The sequence below is a fragment of the Maribacter sp. Hel_I_7 genome (assembly GCF_000688315.1).
GTDB lineage: Bacteria > Bacteroidota > Bacteroidia > Flavobacteriales > Flavobacteriaceae > Maribacter > Maribacter stanieri.
In genome coordinates this window covers 1339440-1358341 of the sequence record NZ_JHZW01000003.1, presented here as the reverse complement: position 1 = coordinate 1358341, position 18902 = coordinate 1339440, and the positions used below count along the sequence as shown (strand labels likewise).

General features: G+C 35.1%; 19 protein-coding genes. 11 read left to right on the top strand and 8 right to left on the bottom strand.

Annotated features, from left to right (window positions below):
• Positions 1–103 precede the first annotated feature (103 nt).
• From P178_RS0117680 to P178_RS0117665, 4 genes are all read left to right on the top strand, one after another.
• The gene (locus P178_RS0117680; RefSeq protein ID WP_197026818.1) at positions 104–1423 is read left to right on the top strand and encodes a Kelch repeat-containing protein; all 1320 of its coding nucleotides are present in this window, start codon (positions 104–106) and stop codon (positions 1421–1423) included.
• Positions 1424–1446: 23 nt separating this feature from the next.
• Positions 1447–2610: a DUF1624 domain-containing protein gene (locus tag P178_RS0117675; protein ID WP_027067481.1), complete on the top strand. Its 1164-nt coding sequence runs from the start codon at positions 1447–1449 to the stop codon at positions 2608–2610.
• Positions 2611–2898: 288 nt separating this feature from the next.
• Positions 2899–3954, top strand: a complete 1056-nt coding sequence (locus P178_RS0117670; RefSeq protein WP_027067480.1) for a class I SAM-dependent methyltransferase — start codon at positions 2899–2901, stop codon at positions 3952–3954.
• Positions 3955–4225: 271 nt separating this feature from the next.
• The gene (locus P178_RS0117665) at positions 4226–4879 is read left to right on the top strand and encodes a DUF2461 domain-containing protein (protein ID WP_027067479.1); all 654 of its coding nucleotides are present in this window, start codon (positions 4226–4228) and stop codon (positions 4877–4879) included.
• Here the strand turns inward: P178_RS0117665 and P178_RS0117660 are convergent, their stop codons facing one another.
• Positions 4880–6406, bottom strand: coding sequence for a M81 family metallopeptidase (locus P178_RS0117660; RefSeq protein WP_410477215.1), 1527 nt, complete (start codon positions 6404–6406; stop codon positions 4880–4882).
• 369 nt (positions 6407–6775) lie between these two features.
• Here P178_RS0117660 and P178_RS0117650 point away from each other — a divergent pair, with 369 nt between their 5' ends.
• Together P178_RS0117650 and P178_RS0117645 are read left to right on the top strand one after the other, a co-directional pair.
• The gene (locus P178_RS0117650; protein ID WP_027067477.1) at positions 6776–8476 is read left to right on the top strand and encodes a GMC oxidoreductase; all 1701 of its coding nucleotides are present in this window, start codon (positions 6776–6778) and stop codon (positions 8474–8476) included.
• 3 nt (positions 8477–8479) lie between these two features.
• Complete coding sequence (locus tag P178_RS0117645; protein ID WP_027067476.1) at positions 8480–9076, top strand: gluconate 2-dehydrogenase subunit 3 family protein; 597 nt, start codon at positions 8480–8482, stop codon at positions 9074–9076.
• A 7-nt stretch (positions 9077–9083) separates the two neighbouring features.
• Here P178_RS0117645 and P178_RS0117640 read toward each other — a convergent pair whose 3' ends face one another.
• Positions 9084–10811 carry an amidohydrolase gene (locus P178_RS0117640; protein ID WP_027067475.1) on the bottom strand — a complete coding sequence of 576 codons (1728 nt, stop codon included), beginning with the start codon at positions 10809–10811 and terminating at the stop codon, positions 9084–9086.
• A gap of 182 nt (positions 10812–10993) precedes the next feature.
• Here P178_RS0117640 and nudK point away from each other — a divergent pair, with 182 nt between their 5' ends.
• Positions 10994–11575, top strand: a complete 582-nt coding sequence (gene nudK, locus P178_RS0117635) for a GDP-mannose pyrophosphatase NudK (protein ID WP_027067474.1) — start codon at positions 10994–10996, stop codon at positions 11573–11575.
• Between the two features lie 24 nt (positions 11576–11599).
• Entirely contained in the window at positions 11600–12094 is a 495-nt protein-coding gene (locus P178_RS0117630) for a peptide-methionine (S)-S-oxide reductase (RefSeq protein ID WP_027067473.1), read from the top strand.
• A gap of 4 nt (positions 12095–12098) precedes the next feature.
• On the opposite strand, the gene P178_RS0117625 is transcribed toward P178_RS0117630, so the two are convergent.
• Entirely contained in the window at positions 12099–13367 is a 1269-nt protein-coding gene (locus P178_RS0117625) for a D-alanyl-D-alanine carboxypeptidase/D-alanyl-D-alanine-endopeptidase (protein ID WP_027067472.1), read from the bottom strand.
• Between the two features lie 144 nt (positions 13368–13511).
• Between P178_RS0117625 and P178_RS0117620 the strand changes: the two genes are divergently transcribed.
• Together P178_RS0117620 and P178_RS0117615 are read left to right on the top strand one after the other, a co-directional pair.
• Positions 13512–13709: a hypothetical protein gene (locus P178_RS0117620; protein WP_027067471.1), complete on the top strand. Its 198-nt coding sequence runs from the start codon at positions 13512–13514 to the stop codon at positions 13707–13709.
• A 78-nt stretch (positions 13710–13787) separates the two neighbouring features.
• Entirely contained in the window at positions 13788–14084 is a 297-nt protein-coding gene (locus tag P178_RS0117615) for a lipocalin family protein (protein WP_027067470.1), read from the top strand.
• Between the two features lie 127 nt (positions 14085–14211).
• Here P178_RS0117615 and P178_RS0117610 read toward each other — a convergent pair whose 3' ends face one another.
• The 3 genes from P178_RS0117610 to P178_RS0117600 form a co-directional block, all read right to left on the bottom strand.
• On the bottom strand, positions 14212–15147 hold the full coding sequence (locus tag P178_RS0117610) for a LysR substrate-binding domain-containing protein (protein ID WP_027067469.1): 936 nt from the start codon (positions 15145–15147) through the stop codon (positions 14212–14214).
• Between the two features lie 81 nt (positions 15148–15228).
• The gene (locus P178_RS0117605; protein ID WP_027067468.1) at positions 15229–15648 is read right to left on the bottom strand and encodes a DUF2141 domain-containing protein; all 420 of its coding nucleotides are present in this window, start codon (positions 15646–15648) and stop codon (positions 15229–15231) included.
• Positions 15649–15791: 143 nt separating this feature from the next.
• A complete protein-coding gene (locus tag P178_RS0117600) occupies positions 15792–16280 on the bottom strand; it encodes a DoxX family membrane protein (protein ID WP_051638345.1) in 489 nt (162 codons plus the stop codon).
• A 234-nt stretch (positions 16281–16514) separates the two neighbouring features.
• On the opposite strand from P178_RS0117600, the gene P178_RS0117595 reads away from it, so the two are divergent.
• The gene (locus tag P178_RS0117595; RefSeq protein ID WP_027067466.1) at positions 16515–17567 is read left to right on the top strand and encodes an NAD(P)-dependent alcohol dehydrogenase; all 1053 of its coding nucleotides are present in this window, start codon (positions 16515–16517) and stop codon (positions 17565–17567) included.
• A gap of 50 nt (positions 17568–17617) precedes the next feature.
• Here P178_RS0117595 and P178_RS0117590 read toward each other — a convergent pair whose 3' ends face one another.
• Positions 17618–18112: a CIA30 family protein gene (locus tag P178_RS0117590; RefSeq protein WP_036147098.1), complete on the bottom strand. Its 495-nt coding sequence runs from the start codon at positions 18110–18112 to the stop codon at positions 17618–17620.
• A gap of 103 nt (positions 18113–18215) precedes the next feature.
• Complete coding sequence (locus P178_RS0117585; protein ID WP_027067464.1) at positions 18216–18824, bottom strand: FMN-binding negative transcriptional regulator; 609 nt, start codon at positions 18822–18824, stop codon at positions 18216–18218.
• Positions 18825–18902: the final 78 nt, after the last annotated feature.

Sequence of the window (18902 nt, the reverse complement as noted above, 5' to 3'; positions counted from 1 at the left end):
CTCAGGGAGTGCTGTAAAATCTTTCAGGGTAGTATTATAAATGTCTAATGAAAATAATTTCCCAAACTCTTACCGATTTATTATAAAATCAAAAACAAATACGATGAAAACAAAAAAAATGTATTTGGTGCTTTTTTCATTTATCACATTATCCTCAACATTCATTAATTGTAGAAATGATGATGATAAAGTAATCTTAGAAGAAGGCGAAACACCTAATCAACAAGATAAAACAGTCAATCAAGCTCCAGATGACTTTGAGCTTATAGCTGTTATAGATGGCGCAACAGACGTAGATGTAATACCGAATTTTTTATGGAATGCAGCTGTGGATCCTGATGGAGATTCTATATCCTATGAATTGTTTGTGGATGAAAATAACAACCCCACTACTAGCTTGGCAAATACTATAAACGAAACCAATTTTACCCTAGAAGAAAGGTTACCATTAAACCAAGACTTGTTCTGGAAAGTTGTAGCGATTGATTCAGAAGGAAATACAACATCTAGTGAGACTTTCAGTTTTACTACAAGAAATCTGCACATCCCTGAAACTCCAGTAACAGCAAGTGCAGCTTTCTCAGAGAGAAGAGATCATGCCTCGGTCGTTTTTGATAATAAAATGTGGGTTATTGGTGGCTATGATGGTTTCTCACATTTAAATGATATCTGGCTAAGTACAGATGGTGAAACGTGGACTCAAGTTACTGCAGAGGCTCCTTTTCATAAAAGAAGATTTCATTCTACCGTTGTCTTTGATAATAAAATATGGGTAATGGGCGGTCATAATGGCTCAGATATATTAACTGATATTTGGCAGAGTAGTGATGGCGAAAATTGGACATTGGTTACCGGAGCACTTCCATTTAATATAAGTTATGACCAATCAGTAATAGCTTTTCAAAATAAATTATGGGTCATAGGAAGTGGATCTGGTCCAGCCAAATCAATGAATACTATTTGGCAAAGTTCTGATGGTGAAACATGGACTAGTGTCGATTCTCAAATAACTTTTACTGATAGGTTTGGCTTTGCGACCCTAGTCTTCGATAATAAAATATGGATTATAGGAGGAAATGGAGCGGGAGCAGAGAATTTCAATACACCCTTAAACGATACCTGGCAAAGTAGTGATGGTAAAATATGGAACCAGGTTAATGCAAACACACTTTTCTCAGGAAGAAAAGGTCATACTTCTGTAGTTTTTGACGATAAAATGTGGATCATAGGTGGGTTTGATGGCTCATCTCGAGTTAATGATATATGGCAAAGTGCTGATGGTGAAACTTGGACACAAGTAATTAAAGAAGGTCCGTATACCGGGAGATTAGAGTATACCCCTATCTCATTTAATAATAAAATATGGATAATTGGTGGGTCAACTGGATCTGCTCTTTTAAATGATGTCTGGTCTATGGATTAGAATAGCACTTTAATTAGAATCTTATGAAAAATAATAGAATAGAATCAATTGACTTATTAAGAGGCATTGTTATGGTGTTAATGGCATTGGATCATACAAGAGCATTTCTACATTACGATTCTTATTTTTTCAGTCCTACAGATATATCGCAGACTACCGTTCCATTATTCATTACCCGTTTTATCACTCATTTTTGTGCACCAGTATTTGTTTTTTTAGCGGGTACTTCGGCATATTTGAGTGGAAGAAGAAAAAATAAGAAAGAACTGAGTACTTGGCTGATTAAACGTGGCGTTTGGCTTGTTATTTTAGAATTAACAATTGTACAATTCGTCTGGCAGTTTCAGTTAGATTATGCTATGAATGTACTTCAAGTAATTTGGGTGCTTGGGGTATCTATGATATTTTTAGCAGCATTTATTTATGTCCCAAAAAGGCTAATGATTACAGTTAGTTTAATAGTGATATTCGGACATAATGCATTGGATGGATTTGAACCTGAAACTTGGAATGGGCTATGGACTATTCTTCACTTACAAGCCCCGATAGTTACCAAATACTTCGCTATAATGGTTTTCTACCCTCTTGTACCTTGGGTTTTTGTAATGCCCCTTGGTTATCATTTTGGAGTATTATATACCCAAGATTTTGACCCGAGAGTTAGAAAGAAATATTTGATCTACTTGGGTTTAATTGTAATAGGTTTATTCTTTATTATTAGAGCATTAAACTTTTATGGTGACCCGAATAGTTGGTCAAATTTTGAATCGTTGACTTCTACGATTTTGTCATTCATGAATGTTTCTAAATATCCGCCTTCGTTGTTATATTTACTGATAACATTAGGTCCTTCTATACTTTTACTAGCCTTTGTCGAGAATTGGAAAGGTCGTATTCACCATGCTATTGTTATCATTGGTCGTGTGCCATTGTTTTTTTACGTCGTTCACCTGTTTGTCATTCACTTAGTTGCTTTAATCATAGCAACAATAATGGGATTTTCACCAAGATTGATGGTTATTGAATTATTTATAAGCTTAACAAAAAGCCTTCAAGGTTTTGGGTTTAATCTGGTAGTGGTATACATTTTAGCGATAGCTATAACACTAACAATTTACCCTTTATGTATATGGTTTTGGAAATATAAGAATAACAACCGCGATAAATGGTGGCTAAGCTATTTGTAAATGATAGGTTATTTAAGGGTTATTTCCCTGAAACCTTTATTTACATGAATTTTTAAGGAAATATACTCTGTAACACTAGATTGTTGTTGAATCATTGACATTCATTAATACTGCTAGAAAATGAATAAATAGTGAAAGAAATCTGGTTGACAATTTTATAAAATTGTACAGAGCTATGCTAACATTATACAACTTCCCTCAACTTGTTTAGCAAACAGTTTTCTCTATTCGAATTGCAATAGGCAACCAATATTGTCAATATAAATAAACCATTTAAAATACTATCTTATGGAATTAAATGAAGAAAAATTACACGCTTTACTAGGTAAAGTAGTAACTGAAATGGGTGCTGCAGCTAACGGTCCATTAATTACAATTGGAGACAAGCTTGGTCTTTTTACTACGCTATCAGAATCAGACCCTTTATCATCTAATGAATTAGCTGCCAAAACCAATACCGCTGAAAGGTATGTGAGAGAATGGTTATCGGCACAAGCGGCATCTGGCTATGTACAATATCATGCCGATACACAAACATTTTCTATGACGCCAGAGCAAACTATGGTTTTTGGAAACAGAAAGAGTCCTGTTTTTATGACAGGAGCATTTTATGCCATTGCTTCAGTATACCACGATGAGCCAAAAATAGAAGAAGCTTTTAAAACAGGGGAGGGAGTTTCTTGGGGAGATCATAACAATTGCCTATTCTGCGGAACAGAAAAATTTTTTAGTCCTTCCTACGAAGGAAACCTAATTTCTAGTTGGCTTCCAGCTATGGAAGGTCTTGTCAAAAAATTAGAGAAAGGGGCCAAAGTAGCTGATATTGGATGCGGACATGCAGCTTCTACCATAATAATGGCAAAAGCATTTCCTAATTCTTCCTTTATTGGATTTGATTTTCATGCAGCATCCATCGAACAAGCAAAAGAAAGAGCTAAGGAGGCTGGTTTATCTAATATATCTTTTGAAGTGGCAACAGCTAAAGATTTTCCAGGTAACGATTATGATTTTATCGCGTATTTTGATTGCTTACACGATATGGGAGATCCTGTTGGTGCATGTGCACACACCAAGGCAGCCTTAAAACCTGATGGTACTTGTATGATTGTAGAGCCTTTTGCAAAAGATTCCTTAGAAGAAAACTTGAATCCTGTAGGTAGAGCCTTTTACGCTTTCTCAACAATGCTTTGCACACCGTGTTCACTAAATCAAGAAGTAGGACTGGCTTTAGGCGCACAAGCCGGAGAAAAGAGACTGAAAGATGTCATCACCAAAGGTGGTTTTTCTAGATTTAAGAGCGCTGTGGAAACGCCTTTTAATTTGATATTAGAAGCCAGGCCTTAAATAATGACGGTAAAAAAGTTCGGGTTTTAGTGTCTTTTTCTATTTGTAGACTTCAACGATAAAAAGTAAAGTATTGAACAAGAAACAAATACAGAATCATAGAACATTTTTTTGAATTTAAAGGAGAACATGGGTTACTACTGAACCTTTGAAGGAACAAAGAAGTTTTAAAGCTATTTTGATTTCTATTTGCTAATTTGGCGTAAAACAGAGATGATTTTAAATCTCTCTTGCGTTAATCCTGTCAATATAGTTAATAATCAAATTGATAATGAACTTCAAAAACCAAATAGCCTTTCTCAAGGAACTTCAGAAAAACAATTCAAAAGATTGGATGGATGCCAATAGAAAATGGTACAAGCAAGTTCGCGATGAATATATTGGTTGGTTAAATAGTATGAATACAAGACTAGCTACTATTGATAATGAATATTATGATACACCTGGTAAAAAAGGAATTAACCGTATCAATAATAATTTGATGTTTCATCCCAATAAACCTGTTTATAAAGACCATTTTGGTGCTGGGTTTGATAAGAAACCAAAGACAGCAGATTTCTATTTTGAACTAGGTACTGACCGCTGCATTTTTGCTGGAGGATTATGGAGACCTGAGTCAAAAGTATTACGCAGCATTCGCGATGCCATAGATTACGACGGAGAGGAATTAGTGAAAATCTTAAATAAGAAATCCTTCAAAACTCGTTTCGGAGACCTCTATGAAGATGCGAAACTAACAAACGCACCTAAAGGCTTTGCCAAAGATCATAAGCATATAGAATTACTTAAGAACAAGACCTTTGCCGTATTCCAAGAGTTTTCAACAAAGGAAACCAATAAAGCTAATTTTGATGATGAGTTAATTAACGCCTATAAAGAAATGCTTCCGTTTAGGCGTTATTTAAATAAAGCGCTTACAGTTTAATTATTCAGCGTCCGCTGCAGGAATCCACCTTGGTGTTAAATCTGGCTGAGTCATCAAACTATCTAATGGAAACATTGGTCTTTTAATTCTTTTATACCCCAAACGATTAAGGTCTTGATCTACTCCGCCGGGAGTAAGCGCCATGGTCCAATCGCCTCGCATTTCGTACAATTCGGGTACTAAGTAGCCTATTTTTACGACAACAATATCAGCATTTTTAGGGTCTAATCCTAAGTTTGTAAAATCACTTAAATGATGGTATGGCTTCCGTTTTTTGGTGATTATAACATCAATATTTCCAACCTTAACAACTACTTCAACTTCGGCATTGGTATCGCCTTCTTTAATGGCAGTAATAGTTCCGTCTAACAAAATTGGACCTGCAAATCTATGATCTACTGCAGCACCTGCTTTGGCTTTAATTTTTCCTCCAACACCTATTTCCATTGCTTTTTCAACAAATTCTGGTCCGGGTATAGATGCATAGATTAGAGATTTGCCTTTTGTTGATTTAAACTCAGGTCTAGCCAATAGCTCTTTTAGGGTCCAAGTAACATCACCAGCACCTCCAGCCGTTGGGTTATCGCCCATATCACTAATCATGTAAGGTTTCTTATCACTTGCCAATGCCAATTTTAAGCTTTCATCTAAGGTAGTTGTAGGTGCTACAAATTCAAATTCATTACGAACATCCCAAAAGCTTTGAGCTAATTTTTCGGCACCTTTTTCAACCTTTTCTTTATTATCACCCGTAACCATTACAACGGCATGGTTACGTGGTTCGTCTGCCCAAGCATACCCAATCCAAATGGCGGCATCAATAACTCCGTCTTGCTTCGTAATATCTGGTATTTTGGCATATAAACTTTTACCTGGCTCAATACGTGTACTCGTCTTTTCGCCTGGTAATAGAATTGGAACAGGAACCCAAGCCTTATAGGCTGGTTTTCCTTTACCGTTTTCTAAACGGTCAATTAAATTGGTTACCGCTCTCTTTTTAGATTCAATAGCATCTTCATGAGGAGCCATACGATAGCAAGTAATTAAGTCGGTATGTTGAGCAAGTCGTTCCGATACATTTCCATGCAAGTCCATCGACGTAGAAATTAATACATCATCACCAATTACTTCACGAATACGAGCTATTAAATCGCCTTCTGGATCATCTAGCCCCACAACGCTCATTGCTCCGTGTATATCAAAGAAGAGTCCGTCATAAGGTTTATTCTCCTCTAATAGTTGTAAACTTTTAGTTACTAATGATTCATAAGCTTCTCTTGTAACTGTACCGCCTGGTAAAGATTTACCTACTAACGTAGGTACCCATTCTGCTCTATTTCTATTCACAGAATCTACTTGCAGAAACGGGTATCTCGTAAAAACGGAATCTCCCACTTTTGCATGAAAAGCTTCTTCTGTTGAAAGGGCAGGTGAGAAGGTGCTACTTTCAATACCTAAACCTGCAATCGCTATTTTTGGTAACTCTTTAGTGGTGTTGGTCTTTTGGTCTTTTTTACAAGATGTAATTAGAACTAAAAGTAAAATGAAGTAAATGTAAAATGTTTTCAAGGTAGTTGGTAGTTTAGAGTTCGTATCGAAAAGATAAATGAAAAGACTTTTAGATGGCAAGAGTTTTTGCTAGATGACCATTTTGAAGCTATTAATGATAGTGTTAAGCAATTTTCTGCACTTTTTAACGAAAAGGCTTTCGAACTTTTATGGTTTATTGAATTAAAATCTAAATCATAAGTATTACCTAATAAAAACAGTATTACTAAGATTATATAATAGTTGGTTATGGTTGGTAAAATTTCTCATAATCTTAAGAATAATCCGTAAATATTAAGTTTAGACCACTATTTAGTATTTTAGGAAAGAAACTAACGCAACATTTTAATGGCAAATTTTAATATTAACGCTAAAAAAGAGGTAACCTATGATGCTATAGTTATTGGTTCAGGAATTAGCGGTGGATGGGCAGCAAAAGAACTTTGTGAGAAAGGCTTAAAGACCTTGGTATTGGAGCGCGGTCCAATTGTAGAGCATGTAGTCGATTATCCAACCATGAATTTAGACCCTTGGGATATGGAACTTAGGGGCGGACTAACACCAGAAGAAAAAGAGAAACATTATAAGAACATCCGCTCAGGATGGGTCGGTAAAGATACCGAACATTTTTGGGCAGATGATAAGGCTAACCCATATACCGAAAAGAAACCGTTTTTATGGTTACGTGGTCACCAAATGGGTGGTAAGTCACTATTGTGGGGTAAACAAACCTATAGATGGAGCGATTTAGATTTTGAGGCAAATGCGAAGGATGGGTATGGTGTTGATTGGCCTATTCGTTATAAAGACATTGAGCCGTGGTATACCTACGTAGAAAAGTTTGCAGGAATAAGTGGTGAAGCATTAGGATTACCCCAATTACCAGATAGTCATTTTTTACCGCCGATGGAGCTTAACTGTGTTGAGAAACATGTAAAAGCTAGAATTGAAGAACAGTTTGCAGGTAGAAATATGACGATTGGTAGGGTGGCTCATTTAACTCAACCTCATAATGGTAGAGGTCAGTGCCAAAATAGAAATAGGTGTAGCCGTGGGTGCCCTTATGGCGCTTACTTTAGTAGCAATGCAGTAACTTTACCACCGGCGAATGCTACAGGCAATCTAACTATTCGCCCCTATTCAATAGTACAATCTTTAATTTATGATGAAGCAAAAGGAAAAGCTTCAGGAGTTCGTATTATAGATTCAGAAACAAACGAGGCTATTGAGTATTCAGCTAAAATTATTTTTGTAAACGCATCCACTTTAAGCACAACACAAATTTTAATGAATTCTAAGTCTAATCGATTTGAAAACGGTTTAGGAAATGATAGTGGAGAGCTAGGGCACAATCTTATGGATCACACGTATAGAGTTGGAGCGATGGGAAAAGTTGACGGCTTTGATGATAAATACTATAAAGGAAGAAGACCGAACGGAATTTACATTCCTAGATATGTAAATATCGATGAAAAAAGCAAGTCAGATAAATTTTTACGTGGTTTCGGATATCAAGGCGGCGCTTATAGAGGTGGTAATCCTGCAAATATTGAAGCCTTCGGTGCAGATTATAAAAATAGTATTTTAAAGCCAGGGGGGTGGGAAATGTTCATCACTGGTTTTGCTGAATGTTTGCCTTATCATGATAATAAAATTTCCTTGAATTCGGATGTTTTAGATAAATGGGGGCAACCTACCTTAACGATTGATGCTGAGTTTAAAGCAAATGAAAAGGCATTGAATAAACAAATACAGGAAGATGCGGTTGAAATGCTAACCAAAGCCGGTGTTAAAGATGTTTTAGGATTTGACAATGAGCATCCACCAGGTTATGGTGTTCATGAAATGGGAACTGCACGTATGGGCCATGACCGAAAAACGTCTATTTTAAATGGATTTAATCAAGTGCATGCCGCTAAAAATGTATTTGTAACCGATGGTGCTTGTATGACATCCTCATCATGTGTAAATCCGTCGTTAACCTATATGGCATTAACGGCCAGAGCTGCAAATCACGCAGTATCAGAATTAAAAAAATTAAATATCTAAGCAATGGACAGAAGAAAAGCGTTACAAAAAACAGGACTTTTTGCAGGAGCAACAATTTTAATGCCTTCCATACTTTCCTTATTTGAATCGTGTAAAACGGAAACCAGATTAGATTGGAAACCGTTATACTTTACCGATGTAGAAGCAAAAACTATTTCAAAGCTGGTAGATATTATTTTACCAAGAACAGATACCCCAGGGGCATTAGATGTGAAGTCTGATATCTTTATAGATAAGGTGATTGCCAAAACGTATGATAAAGAAGGGCAAGATAGTTTGCGAGCTGCTATTGCAGCTTTTAATGAGAATTGCAAAGAGAATTACAGCGATATTTTTATCAATTTGAATACCGAAGATAGCATCAAGGTGTTGAAAGAGGCAGAAAAGATTTCTGGTAAATTTGGTTCCGGAGTTTGGGGTGCAGCAGTTGGTCCGCAAGAAAGCATCGGTTTTTATAGGTCTATGAAATCTATGGCTATTTGGGCATTTATGACGTCTGAAGAAATTGGCAAAAATGTATTGAGTTATGACCCCATACCTGGAAAATATGTACCATGTAAACCCTTATCTGAAGTGGGAAATAAATGGAGTTTAGGTTAAACTTAAATTATTCATCTTTTTTAAAAACCACTTTACCATCAAAAATGGTCATAGCTATTTCTGTTTTTAAGAATTCATCTTCCGGTATGGTCATTATATCTTGATTGTAAATAGTAAAGTCAGCCAGTTTACCAGCAGTGATCGTTCCTTTAATACTTTCTTCAAAAGCGCCATAGGCAGCATCAAGCGTATACGATTTTAAGGCTTGCTCCCTAGTCATTTTCTGTTCCGGTTCATAACCGTCTTCAGGTAAACCCTTTAATGTTTTACGACTGATACTGGCATATAAACTCGCAATCGGATTTAGTGGCTCTACCGGTACATCGGTACCATTTACAATAGGTATACCACTTTTTAGAAGGGCTTGCCACATATAGGCACCTTCTTTAATTCGTTTTTCTCCCAAACGGTCAATGGCCCAAGACCTATCTGAAGATAAATGAATGGCTTGCATGGCAGGTATTACACCTAGTTGTGCGAAACGGGGAATATCATCAGGATGTAAATGTTGGGCATGTTCTATTCGAAATCGATGATCAGTTTTTAAATCGGGCAATTCTTCAAAGGCAGTTTCGTAACGGTCTAAAATTTCTTTATTGGCACGATCACCAATAGCATGGGAGCATACTTGAAAGCCTTTTCGCAAACCATTTAAGGCAGTTTCAAGAACCATTTCCATAGGTAAAGTTTCATGTCCAAAATGTCCTGGTCGGTCTGTATACGGTTCTAATAACCAAGCACCACGTGACCCTAGAGCTCCATCACAATTTAATTTCACGGAACGTATGGTCACTAAATTATCAGGATCAACCAACGGTCCTTTTTCATACCATTCGCCAAGTAATTCTTTGTCCCGTCCGGTGAGCATACCATATAAACGAACTTTCATTTTGTCTGCTGTTTTCATTTGTTCGTACAATGCTATTGTTTCCCGACCGATACCTGCATCGTGAAAACCAGTAATACCGTTTCTGTGACAAGCTGCTACCGCCAGTTCAAATGCTTTATTATTTTGCTCGGGAGTGCTTTCAGGAACCTGCTGCCAGATCAGACCTTGTGCTCGCTCATTGAAAATTCCGGTAGGTCTTCCTAGTTCATCGCGCATTACTTCACCACCTTCGACTTGTAATTTATCAATACCATCCTTGGGTAATATCTCAATTCCCGCTATTTCCATAGCCTTGGCATTTGCAAAACCTGCATGGCCACTGGCATGGCTCAAAAACACAGGGTTATTTGGAGTTGCAGCACTTAACAGGTCATGTCTTTGAAATCCATTTACAGCATCTATTGGTAATGAATCCCATTTGCTTTGATGCCAACCTGCACCCAAGATCCATTCACCTGGGGCGACGGTTTTTACTTTTTCGGCCACTGCATCTACGATTTCTTGATAGCTTGTCGTATTTATCAAATCTAGCTCCAATTCATTGTATCCCAAGCCCATAAAATGTCCGTGTCCTTCAATCAATCCCGGAGTCATAGTTTTCCCTTCTAAATCGATGACTTGGGTTTGTTCGTTTTTATACTTTTCGGCTTCTTCGAGTTTTCCGGCAAAAAGGATAATTCTATCTCTCGTAACTACAGCTTCAACTGTTGTTTGTACTGAATCAACAGTGTAAATCGGACCGCCATGAATTAACATGGTGCCGTATTCTTTTGTAGCAATCTTACATCCATTCAATAATAGTAGACTTAAAGCAATAGTCCAGAAAGTAGAAGTTAGAAATTTCATAGGTTTGGTTTTGAAAACTTAAGTTACAATTTTATCACTAAAATAATTACAATGAGATTTATCTAGATTTTTTGGATTTCCGCATATAATAATTTAGTCTGATTAATAGTTTGTGAGGTGTATCTTAGTAGGTTTCAAATTATGTTAGCTAAAAATTAAAGTATAGTTAAATAGATTTTCAGATGCCAAATAAAAATTTAAAAGAAATTAAAAGAGAAATTTTATCAGATAACTGGTATACACTCAATAAATACACCTATAAGTATCAAAAGCCCGATGGTAGTTGGGAAATTCAAGAACGTGAAGCTTACGATCGTGGTAATGGAGCAGCTATTTTATTGTATAACTCTGAAAAGAAGACTGTTGTGCTTACCAGACAATTTCGAATGCCTACATATGTAAATGGTAATGAAAACGGAATGATGATAGAGGTATGTGCGGGTCTTTTAGATGGAGATAACCCAGCAGATTGTGTACGCAAAGAAACCGAAGAGGAAACCGGTTATAAAATAAGTAACGTACAGAAGGTATTTCAAACTTACATGTCACCAGGTTCGGTGACCGAGATATTGTATCTTTTTGTTGGAGAGTATGATGAAAGTATGAAAGTTAGTGATGGTGGTGGTGCAGACGATGAAACAGAGAATATTGAGGTTTTGGAGCTAGATTTTAATGAAGCTATGAAGATGGTGGCTAGTGGAGAAATTAAAGACGCTAAAACTATAATGTTATTGCAGCATGCAAAATTGAACGGGTTAGTTTAAGCATTTTAATTCGACCTAATTAATATGCAAAATTTGTATAAAGTCGGGTTTGGCGGTGGTTGCCATTGGTGTACCGAAGCTGTTTTTATGTCCCTACGTGGTGTAACCAAAGTAGCTCAGGGCTTTATTTCCCCAAAAGAAAATATAGAAGATTTTTCTGAGGCTGTTATCGTACATTTCAATCAGGATATTATAGCATTAGAAGACCTTGTAGCTATTCATTTAGATTCTCACCGTAGTACCCAAAACCATTCTATGCGAAATAAGTATAGGTCTGGTATTTATTTTTTTGAAAAGAAAGAAGAGTCTGTTTTAGCGGAAATTATGAGGGAGTTGCAAAAGGATTTCGATGAACCTATAATTACATCCATTATACCATTCGGGGCTTTTACATCATCTCAAGAACAATTTCAAAATTACTATTTCAGTGATACGGAGAAGCCATTTTGTAAAACACACATATCACCTAAAATTAAATTTTTAAAGGAGAAATACGCTAAACATGTAGTTATAAAATAATAGCTTAATACTTATCTCTAAGTATTTGTAACATTTGCTCTAGACGTAATCTTTCTTCGGATACTGGTTCCCTGAAATGATTATTCATAAAACTAAAAATCAATTTTTTACCTGATTTTGTTACTAGGTAGCCACTAAGACAATAATTATTACTTAAACTACCCGATTTGGCAAAGATGTACGGATGCTCTTCACCAACAAATCTATTTTTTAAGGTGCCTGATTTTCCACCAGCTGGGAAGATGGAGAACAAACGGTCTTGCGGAATTTGTGAGTGCAATTTGTCTAAAACAGCAACCATATTTTGCGGAGTGAATAAATTGTAACGTGAAAGTCCAGATCCATCAACCCATCTAGGTTCTTGTTTTAAATCACTTAAGTCATTTTCTAATATATGAGTTCGTACAGCTTTACTATTTAAGGTATCGTTTAATTGTGATGAAGAAATTAGTAACAATTGTTCGGCTATGAAATTATCGCTTTCATGCATCATCCTTTTATAAAGAGAATCTGAAGGCACGCTATATAAGGTTTGTTTCTTACCCAATGGCATGCTAGCGGTGATACCCACTTTTGTTTTTAATATTTTTTCTAAGATTGATCTTGTAGTTATCGTGCTTGTAATAAAAGGCGTCTCTAAAGTATCTCTAGACTCAGGAGAATAATAGAATACATTAGAAAATTCATTCCTGTTTCTTTTGTTGGTCAACTCTAGAATACTGTCTTTAAAAAAAGTAGGTGATACCTGTAGGGCATTTGTTTTATAAGCCATTATTACATTTCCATGAATGGGGAGTATACTTTTCTCTGGAGAGTAGTACCATTGATAATCGTCCCAAGCCCAACCTGGTCCATATTTTTCATCTTCAAAATTCCCTACAGCGTAGACTACATTTTTCTGGTTTCTCAGAAAATTTAATGCAGATGAATCTTTTATATAAGGATGAAGAAATGATGGGTCACCTGTACCTTCAAAATATAAAGTATCGTTGGTATTGATGTATTTTAATGCGGGTATTTTTTCTGGTAAAATAGTTAGTGCCGTAAATAATGTAAAGATTTTGGTATTGCTGGCAGGTATAAAATATTTATGACTATTATGATTGTAGATGGTATCTTTTGTATCAGCATCTATGACTAAGATACCTGTAAATTGATTATTATAAAATGAAGAAGAAAGCTGATTATCAAAATCTTTTCTGATAATAGATTTTTTTGAAACACAGGCAGACAGTAATAATATTATAATGCCTATAAAAAGAAAATTTTTCATGAATTCGAATGTACAAAATAGAATACTTATTAATGCGATAAAAATTTAACACGAAGAGTATTACTTTAACTTTTTATATACAATATTCGACATGCATTTCTGTTTACCTTTATACAACAACAAATATATTAATCTAACAACAACATGTCTAAGTCAATGCTAGAGTATAGTAAAACAGTACTTAAAAAGGTTAGTTTTGATACCTTGCTTTTCTGCAAAGAATTAAAGAAAGCCATAATGACGTTACTACCTGAAGAGGTGGAAGAATTAAAAGTCTGGTTAGAAAGTTACATTACAGATAAACCAGAATTACAACAAAGTTTAGTTTATTTAAAAGCATAATAAAAGAGCCACTTTAAGTGGCTCTTTTTTTTTAAGCAACCTTTAGATGGTTTGGTCATCTTTTATAAAAAAACACAGATGGCAATTAGATTTTTGATTTCAATATTTTTTTTATTCTTAATGCAATGTCAAAATGACGACATGCCTTTTGATGATACACCTATAGATGACACAAGTTTAGTTGGTGAGTGGTTGCTGTATGAGTCATATGTCAGTCCTGGTGGTGCTACAGAATGGAAAGATGTGGAAGAAGGGTATCGGTACTTCTTCAATGAATTTGGAAATTATGAAAGAACAGATTACGATAAAAACCTATTAGATTCCGGTACTTACGAAATTACAGAAGAAGAGTTGTATCTATATTTTATTACCTAAGGGAAAAAAGATACATTAGGCTATAGCGCAGACTTTAATGAAAGTAAAACCAGATTAACGCTATCACCATCTTACCCTGCTATCTGTATAGAAGGTTGTTTGTATAGATTTAATAAAGAGTAGCTAATTATTTGTTAATCGGGCTAATGATTTTCACATCTTGAAAAGCGATAGCTCCACGTACAATACCAGTAATAACATCTCTTAATGCCTCTGTAATCTGTACTTTAAGTTCTTTTTTATGATATATAAGACTTACCTCACGTGCAGGAGAAGGATCTTTAAAATATTTTAGGTTCTTTTTCTTAACATCGTCAAGTTCTAAAGTATTTAAATAGGGTAGAAGGGTCATACCCAGTCCTTCATTCGAAAGATTTATAAGTGTCTCAAAACTACCGCTTTGTAAACTAAAATGATCGCCGCCAATTTTTGGGGCTTTACAAAGGTTAAGAACACCTTCTCTAAAACAATGACCATCTTGTAGAAGTAAAATATCTTCAATATCTAAATCATCAGGAGTAATTTGTGTGCTATTTCCCAAACGGTGCTCTTTAGGTACATACCCTACAAACGGTTCATAATATAAAGGCCTCTCTGTAATGAAATCAACTTCTAATGGAGTAGCGGCAATAGCAGCATCTATGTGACCGTCTTCAATATTTTGTATAAGACTTTCTGTGTTTTGTTCCTTAATGATAAGGTTTACTTTTGGATATTTCTGAATGAAACTCTTAAGAAACATTGGTAATAATGTGGGCATTATAGTTGGTATAATTCCCAACACATAATCCCCACCTATATACCCTTTTTCTTGCTCTACAATATCTTTGATACGTGCAGCTTCGTTAACAATATTTTTTGCCTGAGCCACTATTTTCTTACCTACTTCAGTAATTGTAATAGGCTTTTTACTTCGGTCAAAAAGTAATATATCTAACTCATCCTCAAGCTTTTGAACTTGCATGCTTAAAGTGGGCTGAGTAACAAAGCTTTTCTCGGCAGCAAGGGTGAAATTCTTATATTCTGCAACAGCAAGTACATATTGTAATTGAGTAATGGTCATGTATATAGTTTAAGGCTATAAAATTACTAAAAACCATTATTATAACCTATTGCCTGAGGAGGATGTACACCTTATTGTTTTTTAAAATCTTAGCTTAATCTCCATATCTTCATTTGCAATAGAAAATTTTGCATCACTAAAAGTTGGAGGTCCCATTTGCATAGAATTACCACTCATTGCATAATCTTCTTTGGGCATTCCATTATTTTCAAAATCCATACGTTGATTATCATTTGCATCATGTAAAACGGAAAAAGCATAATCACTAGGTTGTACATGTTCAAAGGTTAAGATTAGCTCACCTGCTTCAGCTTTGTCATGGCTTGTTTTAATTCCGTCAGCTTTCATAAAAGTTTGTTCATTGTGCAATGCGCTAAGTACATGACCTTCATCGTTCAATACATTTTCAATAATAACGGTTAACGTTACGCCGTCATTTCCTTGAGCATTCATAGTAACGGTCATTGCTAATACAGTAATGGTAAATAGTAACTTTTTCATTTTATAAGGTTTTAAAGATTAATTGATGCTTCAAAGATGCCTTATCAATACGCTTTTTGAAATAGAAACTAACTCAGTTGTAGAAATGCTATCCTGAATTGTAGAAAAGGGGAGGTATAGAAAAAACAAGTACTTATGAAATACTATCTTCTTTTGGTAATGAAATAGTCTAAACCAAACTTACCTGAGCCAAATCCCATAAAAAATAGCCCTAGACAAAATAATGTAAAAGTGGGTATAATACTCCAAGAGTCATCCCAAGGTCTAAATACGATGGTGGTAAACATGGTTATAGTTACAAAAAAAGCTGTTATTCTTGTATTTAACCCTAAAATTAATAAAAGACCGCCAAGAGCCTCAGTCATCCCGGCAGACCAGGCAAAGAATCCTGGCATGTATGAAAAAGGAACTCCAAATTGTCTTACCAAATCAACGAACCAATCAGAAACTTCTAATAAGCCGAGTTCGGCAGATTTGGGGGTCCATGGAGTACCAAACTTATTCACTGCAAAAACAAAGGAAAGTAAGTATCCTGTAAATATTCTAGGAATTAAAACTAAAACATTTGGTAACAACGCATCTATTCTAAATGGGATGATCAACTTTTTTAACGGGTATAGTTGTTCGTTCATTTTGGTTGGTAATGGTTTCTTAAACTTAATTAAAATAAATGTTTTATGATATGATAATTATCAGTTTGCTTCTTTGATTGCAGTCAGTTTATCTTTAGTTATCATCGTCATCATTTTTACATTTTAACTTCATATATTTAATTTTATACACACCATTAAAATTGGTTTAAAATCTTTTAGAGTCAATAATTAAGGGGGCTAAAGTGTACCTTTGAAATAGAAAAAGTAATATATATGACTAAGATAAAAGCATACGCGGCAGATAATAAAGATGCTAATTTGAAGCCGTTAGAAATAGAAAGAAGAGATACGTTAAAGGATGATGTAAAAATTGATATTTTATATTGTGGCGTATGTCATAGCGATTTGCACCAAGTGCGTAACGATTGGAAAAATTCCGCATATCCGGTAGTTCCAGGACATGAAATTATAGGTAAGGTTTTAGAGGTTGGTAGTGGAGTTACCAAATTTAAGGTAGGTGATTTAGTAGGTGTTGGTTGTTTGGTAGATTCATGTCAAACGTGTAGCGCATGTAAAGATGATTTAGAACAGTTCTGTGAAAATGGTGCAACGTTTACTTATAATAGTAAAGACAAACATTCAGGAGGGCATACTTTTGGTGGTTATTCTGAAAATGTAACCGTAAATAAAGAGTTTGTATTAAAAGTACCTGAAAATTTAGACCCTAAGGCAGCGGCACCATTGTTATGTGCTGGTATAACCACGTACTCTCCATTAGCACATTGGGGTGTTAAAAAAGGGGATAAGGTAGGTGTAATCGGTTTAGGTGGTTTGGGTCATATGGGGATCAAATTTGCACATGCAATGGGGGCTCATACAGTTATGATTACGACATCTCCATCTAAAAGTGAGGATGCTAAGAAATTAGGTGCAGATGAAGTTTTAATATCTAAAGATGAAGCACAGATGAATGAACATGCAAATTCTTTCGATTTCTTATTAAACACTATTCCTGTGGGGCATGATATGAATCCGTATACGGCTTTATTAAAAAGAGATGCAACTATGGTAATTGTAGGGGCGGTAGAACCTTTAGATCCATTACATGGTGGTAGTTTAATAATGGGAAGAAAAAGTATCGCAGGCTCTTTAATTGGAGGTCTAAAAGAGACTCAAGAAATGTTAGATTTCTGTGGCAAGCATAATGTAGTTTCAGATATTGAAATGATTGATATTCAAAACATCAACGATGCGTATGATAGATTACAAAAATCTGATGTAAAATATAGATTTGTAATTGACATGAAATCTTTAAAAGATAGTTAGATAATAGAAGTCTATAATTGAAAAGAGCCATATCTAAATATGGCTCTTTTTTATTTTAATTGTATGCTCTCTATTTCCAGAGTAAAATCTTCTTCAATTCCGTTCTTAATAATAAAAGCGATTTGGGCAAGATAATCGCCATGGTAGTTGGGCAATTTTAGTTCTTCACCTCTAAATACAGGTTCCATTTCTTTAAATGGAATTTCAATGGTATGCCATTCTTTACTAGATTTAAAGTCATAGCTATAAGTATGCCGTTGATGTTCGCCAGATTTACATCTAAAAGCATATTTTTTACCATCTCCTTTTAATCGTATTACAAAAGTGGAGTAAGTATCTACTGCAATTCTATCTAAATCAAGTCTAACTAAGCAAAAGCCTCCATTATTTTCTAATGATACGTGCCCACTAAATACGCCATTTCCTTGGGGGTTAATTTGTATGAGCCCCATAGATAAACCGCCCATAACATCATCATTGACAATTTGCCATTCTTTAATTTTGGACGCTTTGTTGAATTTATAAATAGAAAGTAATTCGCTCATAATTTTAATAGTTTGGGATGATAGAAACTGCGATTAAAATTAGAGGAAAGAAAACCAATAATAATACTCTAAACCTTTTTATTTTAACTTGTTCACCAAAGTTTTAAGGCATACGTTTTTTCATTTCATCCGCAACAGCTTTTTCTGAAGGACCTTGTTTTTCTAATTCAGATATAATTTTAGGATGGTCATGGCTTCTGCCTTGAGAGAGTTTATTTACTGCCTGTATATCGTTAATTTCAATTTCAAACCCGATGATGCCACTAACTTGTCTCATAGTTTTATCAGACATATCGTTCAATGAAATAGGATGCTCTGACTGCTGCTCATATTTATTTACAAGTTCATGTAAAGAAGTAAGTAGCTCTTCTGAAGTTTGAATTTTTACAGTACCATATACATGAACGGCAATATAGTTCCAAGTAGATACTTCTTCTTGCTGATACCAAGATGAGGATATGTAACTATGTGGGCCATTAAAAATACAAAGCACTTCATCGCCATCAATTAAATTTTTGCTCTGTAAATTGGCTTTGGCAATATGGCCAACCAATACATCGGCATCATTAGAATTCTTTCCCAATTCTAAAGGAATATGTGTACCCCATGGTTTGCCATTAATAGTATTAATAAGAATACCGAAACTATTACTTTTTAGAAAGTCATGAATCTCGTTAATGTCATTGTTCTTGTAGTGTTCAGGAATAAACATGTAGATAGATTTTAATTGTAAATATACTGGTTTTGCGTAATTGCTTTTTGAAACAATTATTTAATGCTTAGTGCTAAG

Excerpts from the sequence above, each read along its gene's own strand:
- P178_RS0117645 (WP_027067476.1), top strand. The coding sequence starts at position 8,480 with ATGGACAGAAGAAAAGCGTTACAAAAAACAGGACTTTTTGCAGGAGCA.
- P178_RS0117610 (WP_027067469.1), bottom strand. The coding sequence starts at position 15,147 with ATGACCATTACTCAATTACAATATGTACTTGCTGTTGCAGAATATAAG.
- P178_RS0117630 (WP_027067473.1), top strand. The coding sequence starts at position 11,600 with ATGCAAAATTTGTATAAAGTCGGGTTTGGCGGTGGTTGCCATTGGTGT.
- P178_RS0117590 (WP_036147098.1), bottom strand. The coding sequence starts at position 18,112 with ATGAGCGAATTACTTTCTATTTATAAATTCAACAAAGCGTCCAAAATT.
- P178_RS0117640 (WP_027067475.1), bottom strand. The coding sequence starts at position 10,811 with ATGAAATTTCTAACTTCTACTTTCTGGACTATTGCTTTAAGTCTACTA.
- P178_RS0117680 (WP_197026818.1), top strand. The coding sequence starts at position 104 with ATGAAAACAAAAAAAATGTATTTGGTGCTTTTTTCATTTATCACATTA.
- P178_RS0117675 (WP_027067481.1), top strand. The coding sequence starts at position 1,447 with ATGAAAAATAATAGAATAGAATCAATTGACTTATTAAGAGGCATTGTT.
- P178_RS0117670 (WP_027067480.1), top strand. The coding sequence starts at position 2,899 with ATGGAATTAAATGAAGAAAAATTACACGCTTTACTAGGTAAAGTAGTA.
- P178_RS0117620 (WP_027067471.1), top strand. The coding sequence starts at position 13,512 with ATGTCTAAGTCAATGCTAGAGTATAGTAAAACAGTACTTAAAAAGGTT.
- P178_RS0117650 (WP_027067477.1), top strand. The coding sequence starts at position 6,776 with ATGGCAAATTTTAATATTAACGCTAAAAAAGAGGTAACCTATGATGCT.
- P178_RS0117595 (WP_027067466.1), top strand. The coding sequence starts at position 16,515 with ATGACTAAGATAAAAGCATACGCGGCAGATAATAAAGATGCTAATTTG.
- P178_RS0117665 (WP_027067479.1), top strand. The coding sequence starts at position 4,226 with ATGAACTTCAAAAACCAAATAGCCTTTCTCAAGGAACTTCAGAAAAAC.
- P178_RS0117625 (WP_027067472.1), bottom strand. The coding sequence starts at position 13,367 with ATGAAAAATTTTCTTTTTATAGGCATTATAATATTATTACTGTCTGCC.
- P178_RS0117605 (WP_027067468.1), bottom strand. The coding sequence starts at position 15,648 with ATGAAAAAGTTACTATTTACCATTACTGTATTAGCAATGACCGTTACT.
- P178_RS0117585 (WP_027067464.1), bottom strand. The coding sequence starts at position 18,824 with ATGTTTATTCCTGAACACTACAAGAACAATGACATTAACGAGATTCAT.
- nudK (WP_027067474.1), top strand. The coding sequence starts at position 10,994 with ATGCCAAATAAAAATTTAAAAGAAATTAAAAGAGAAATTTTATCAGAT.
- P178_RS0117615 (WP_027067470.1), top strand. The coding sequence starts at position 13,788 with ATGGCAATTAGATTTTTGATTTCAATATTTTTTTTATTCTTAATGCAA.
- P178_RS0117600 (WP_051638345.1), bottom strand. The coding sequence starts at position 16,280 with ATGAACGAACAACTATACCCGTTAAAAAAGTTGATCATCCCATTTAGA.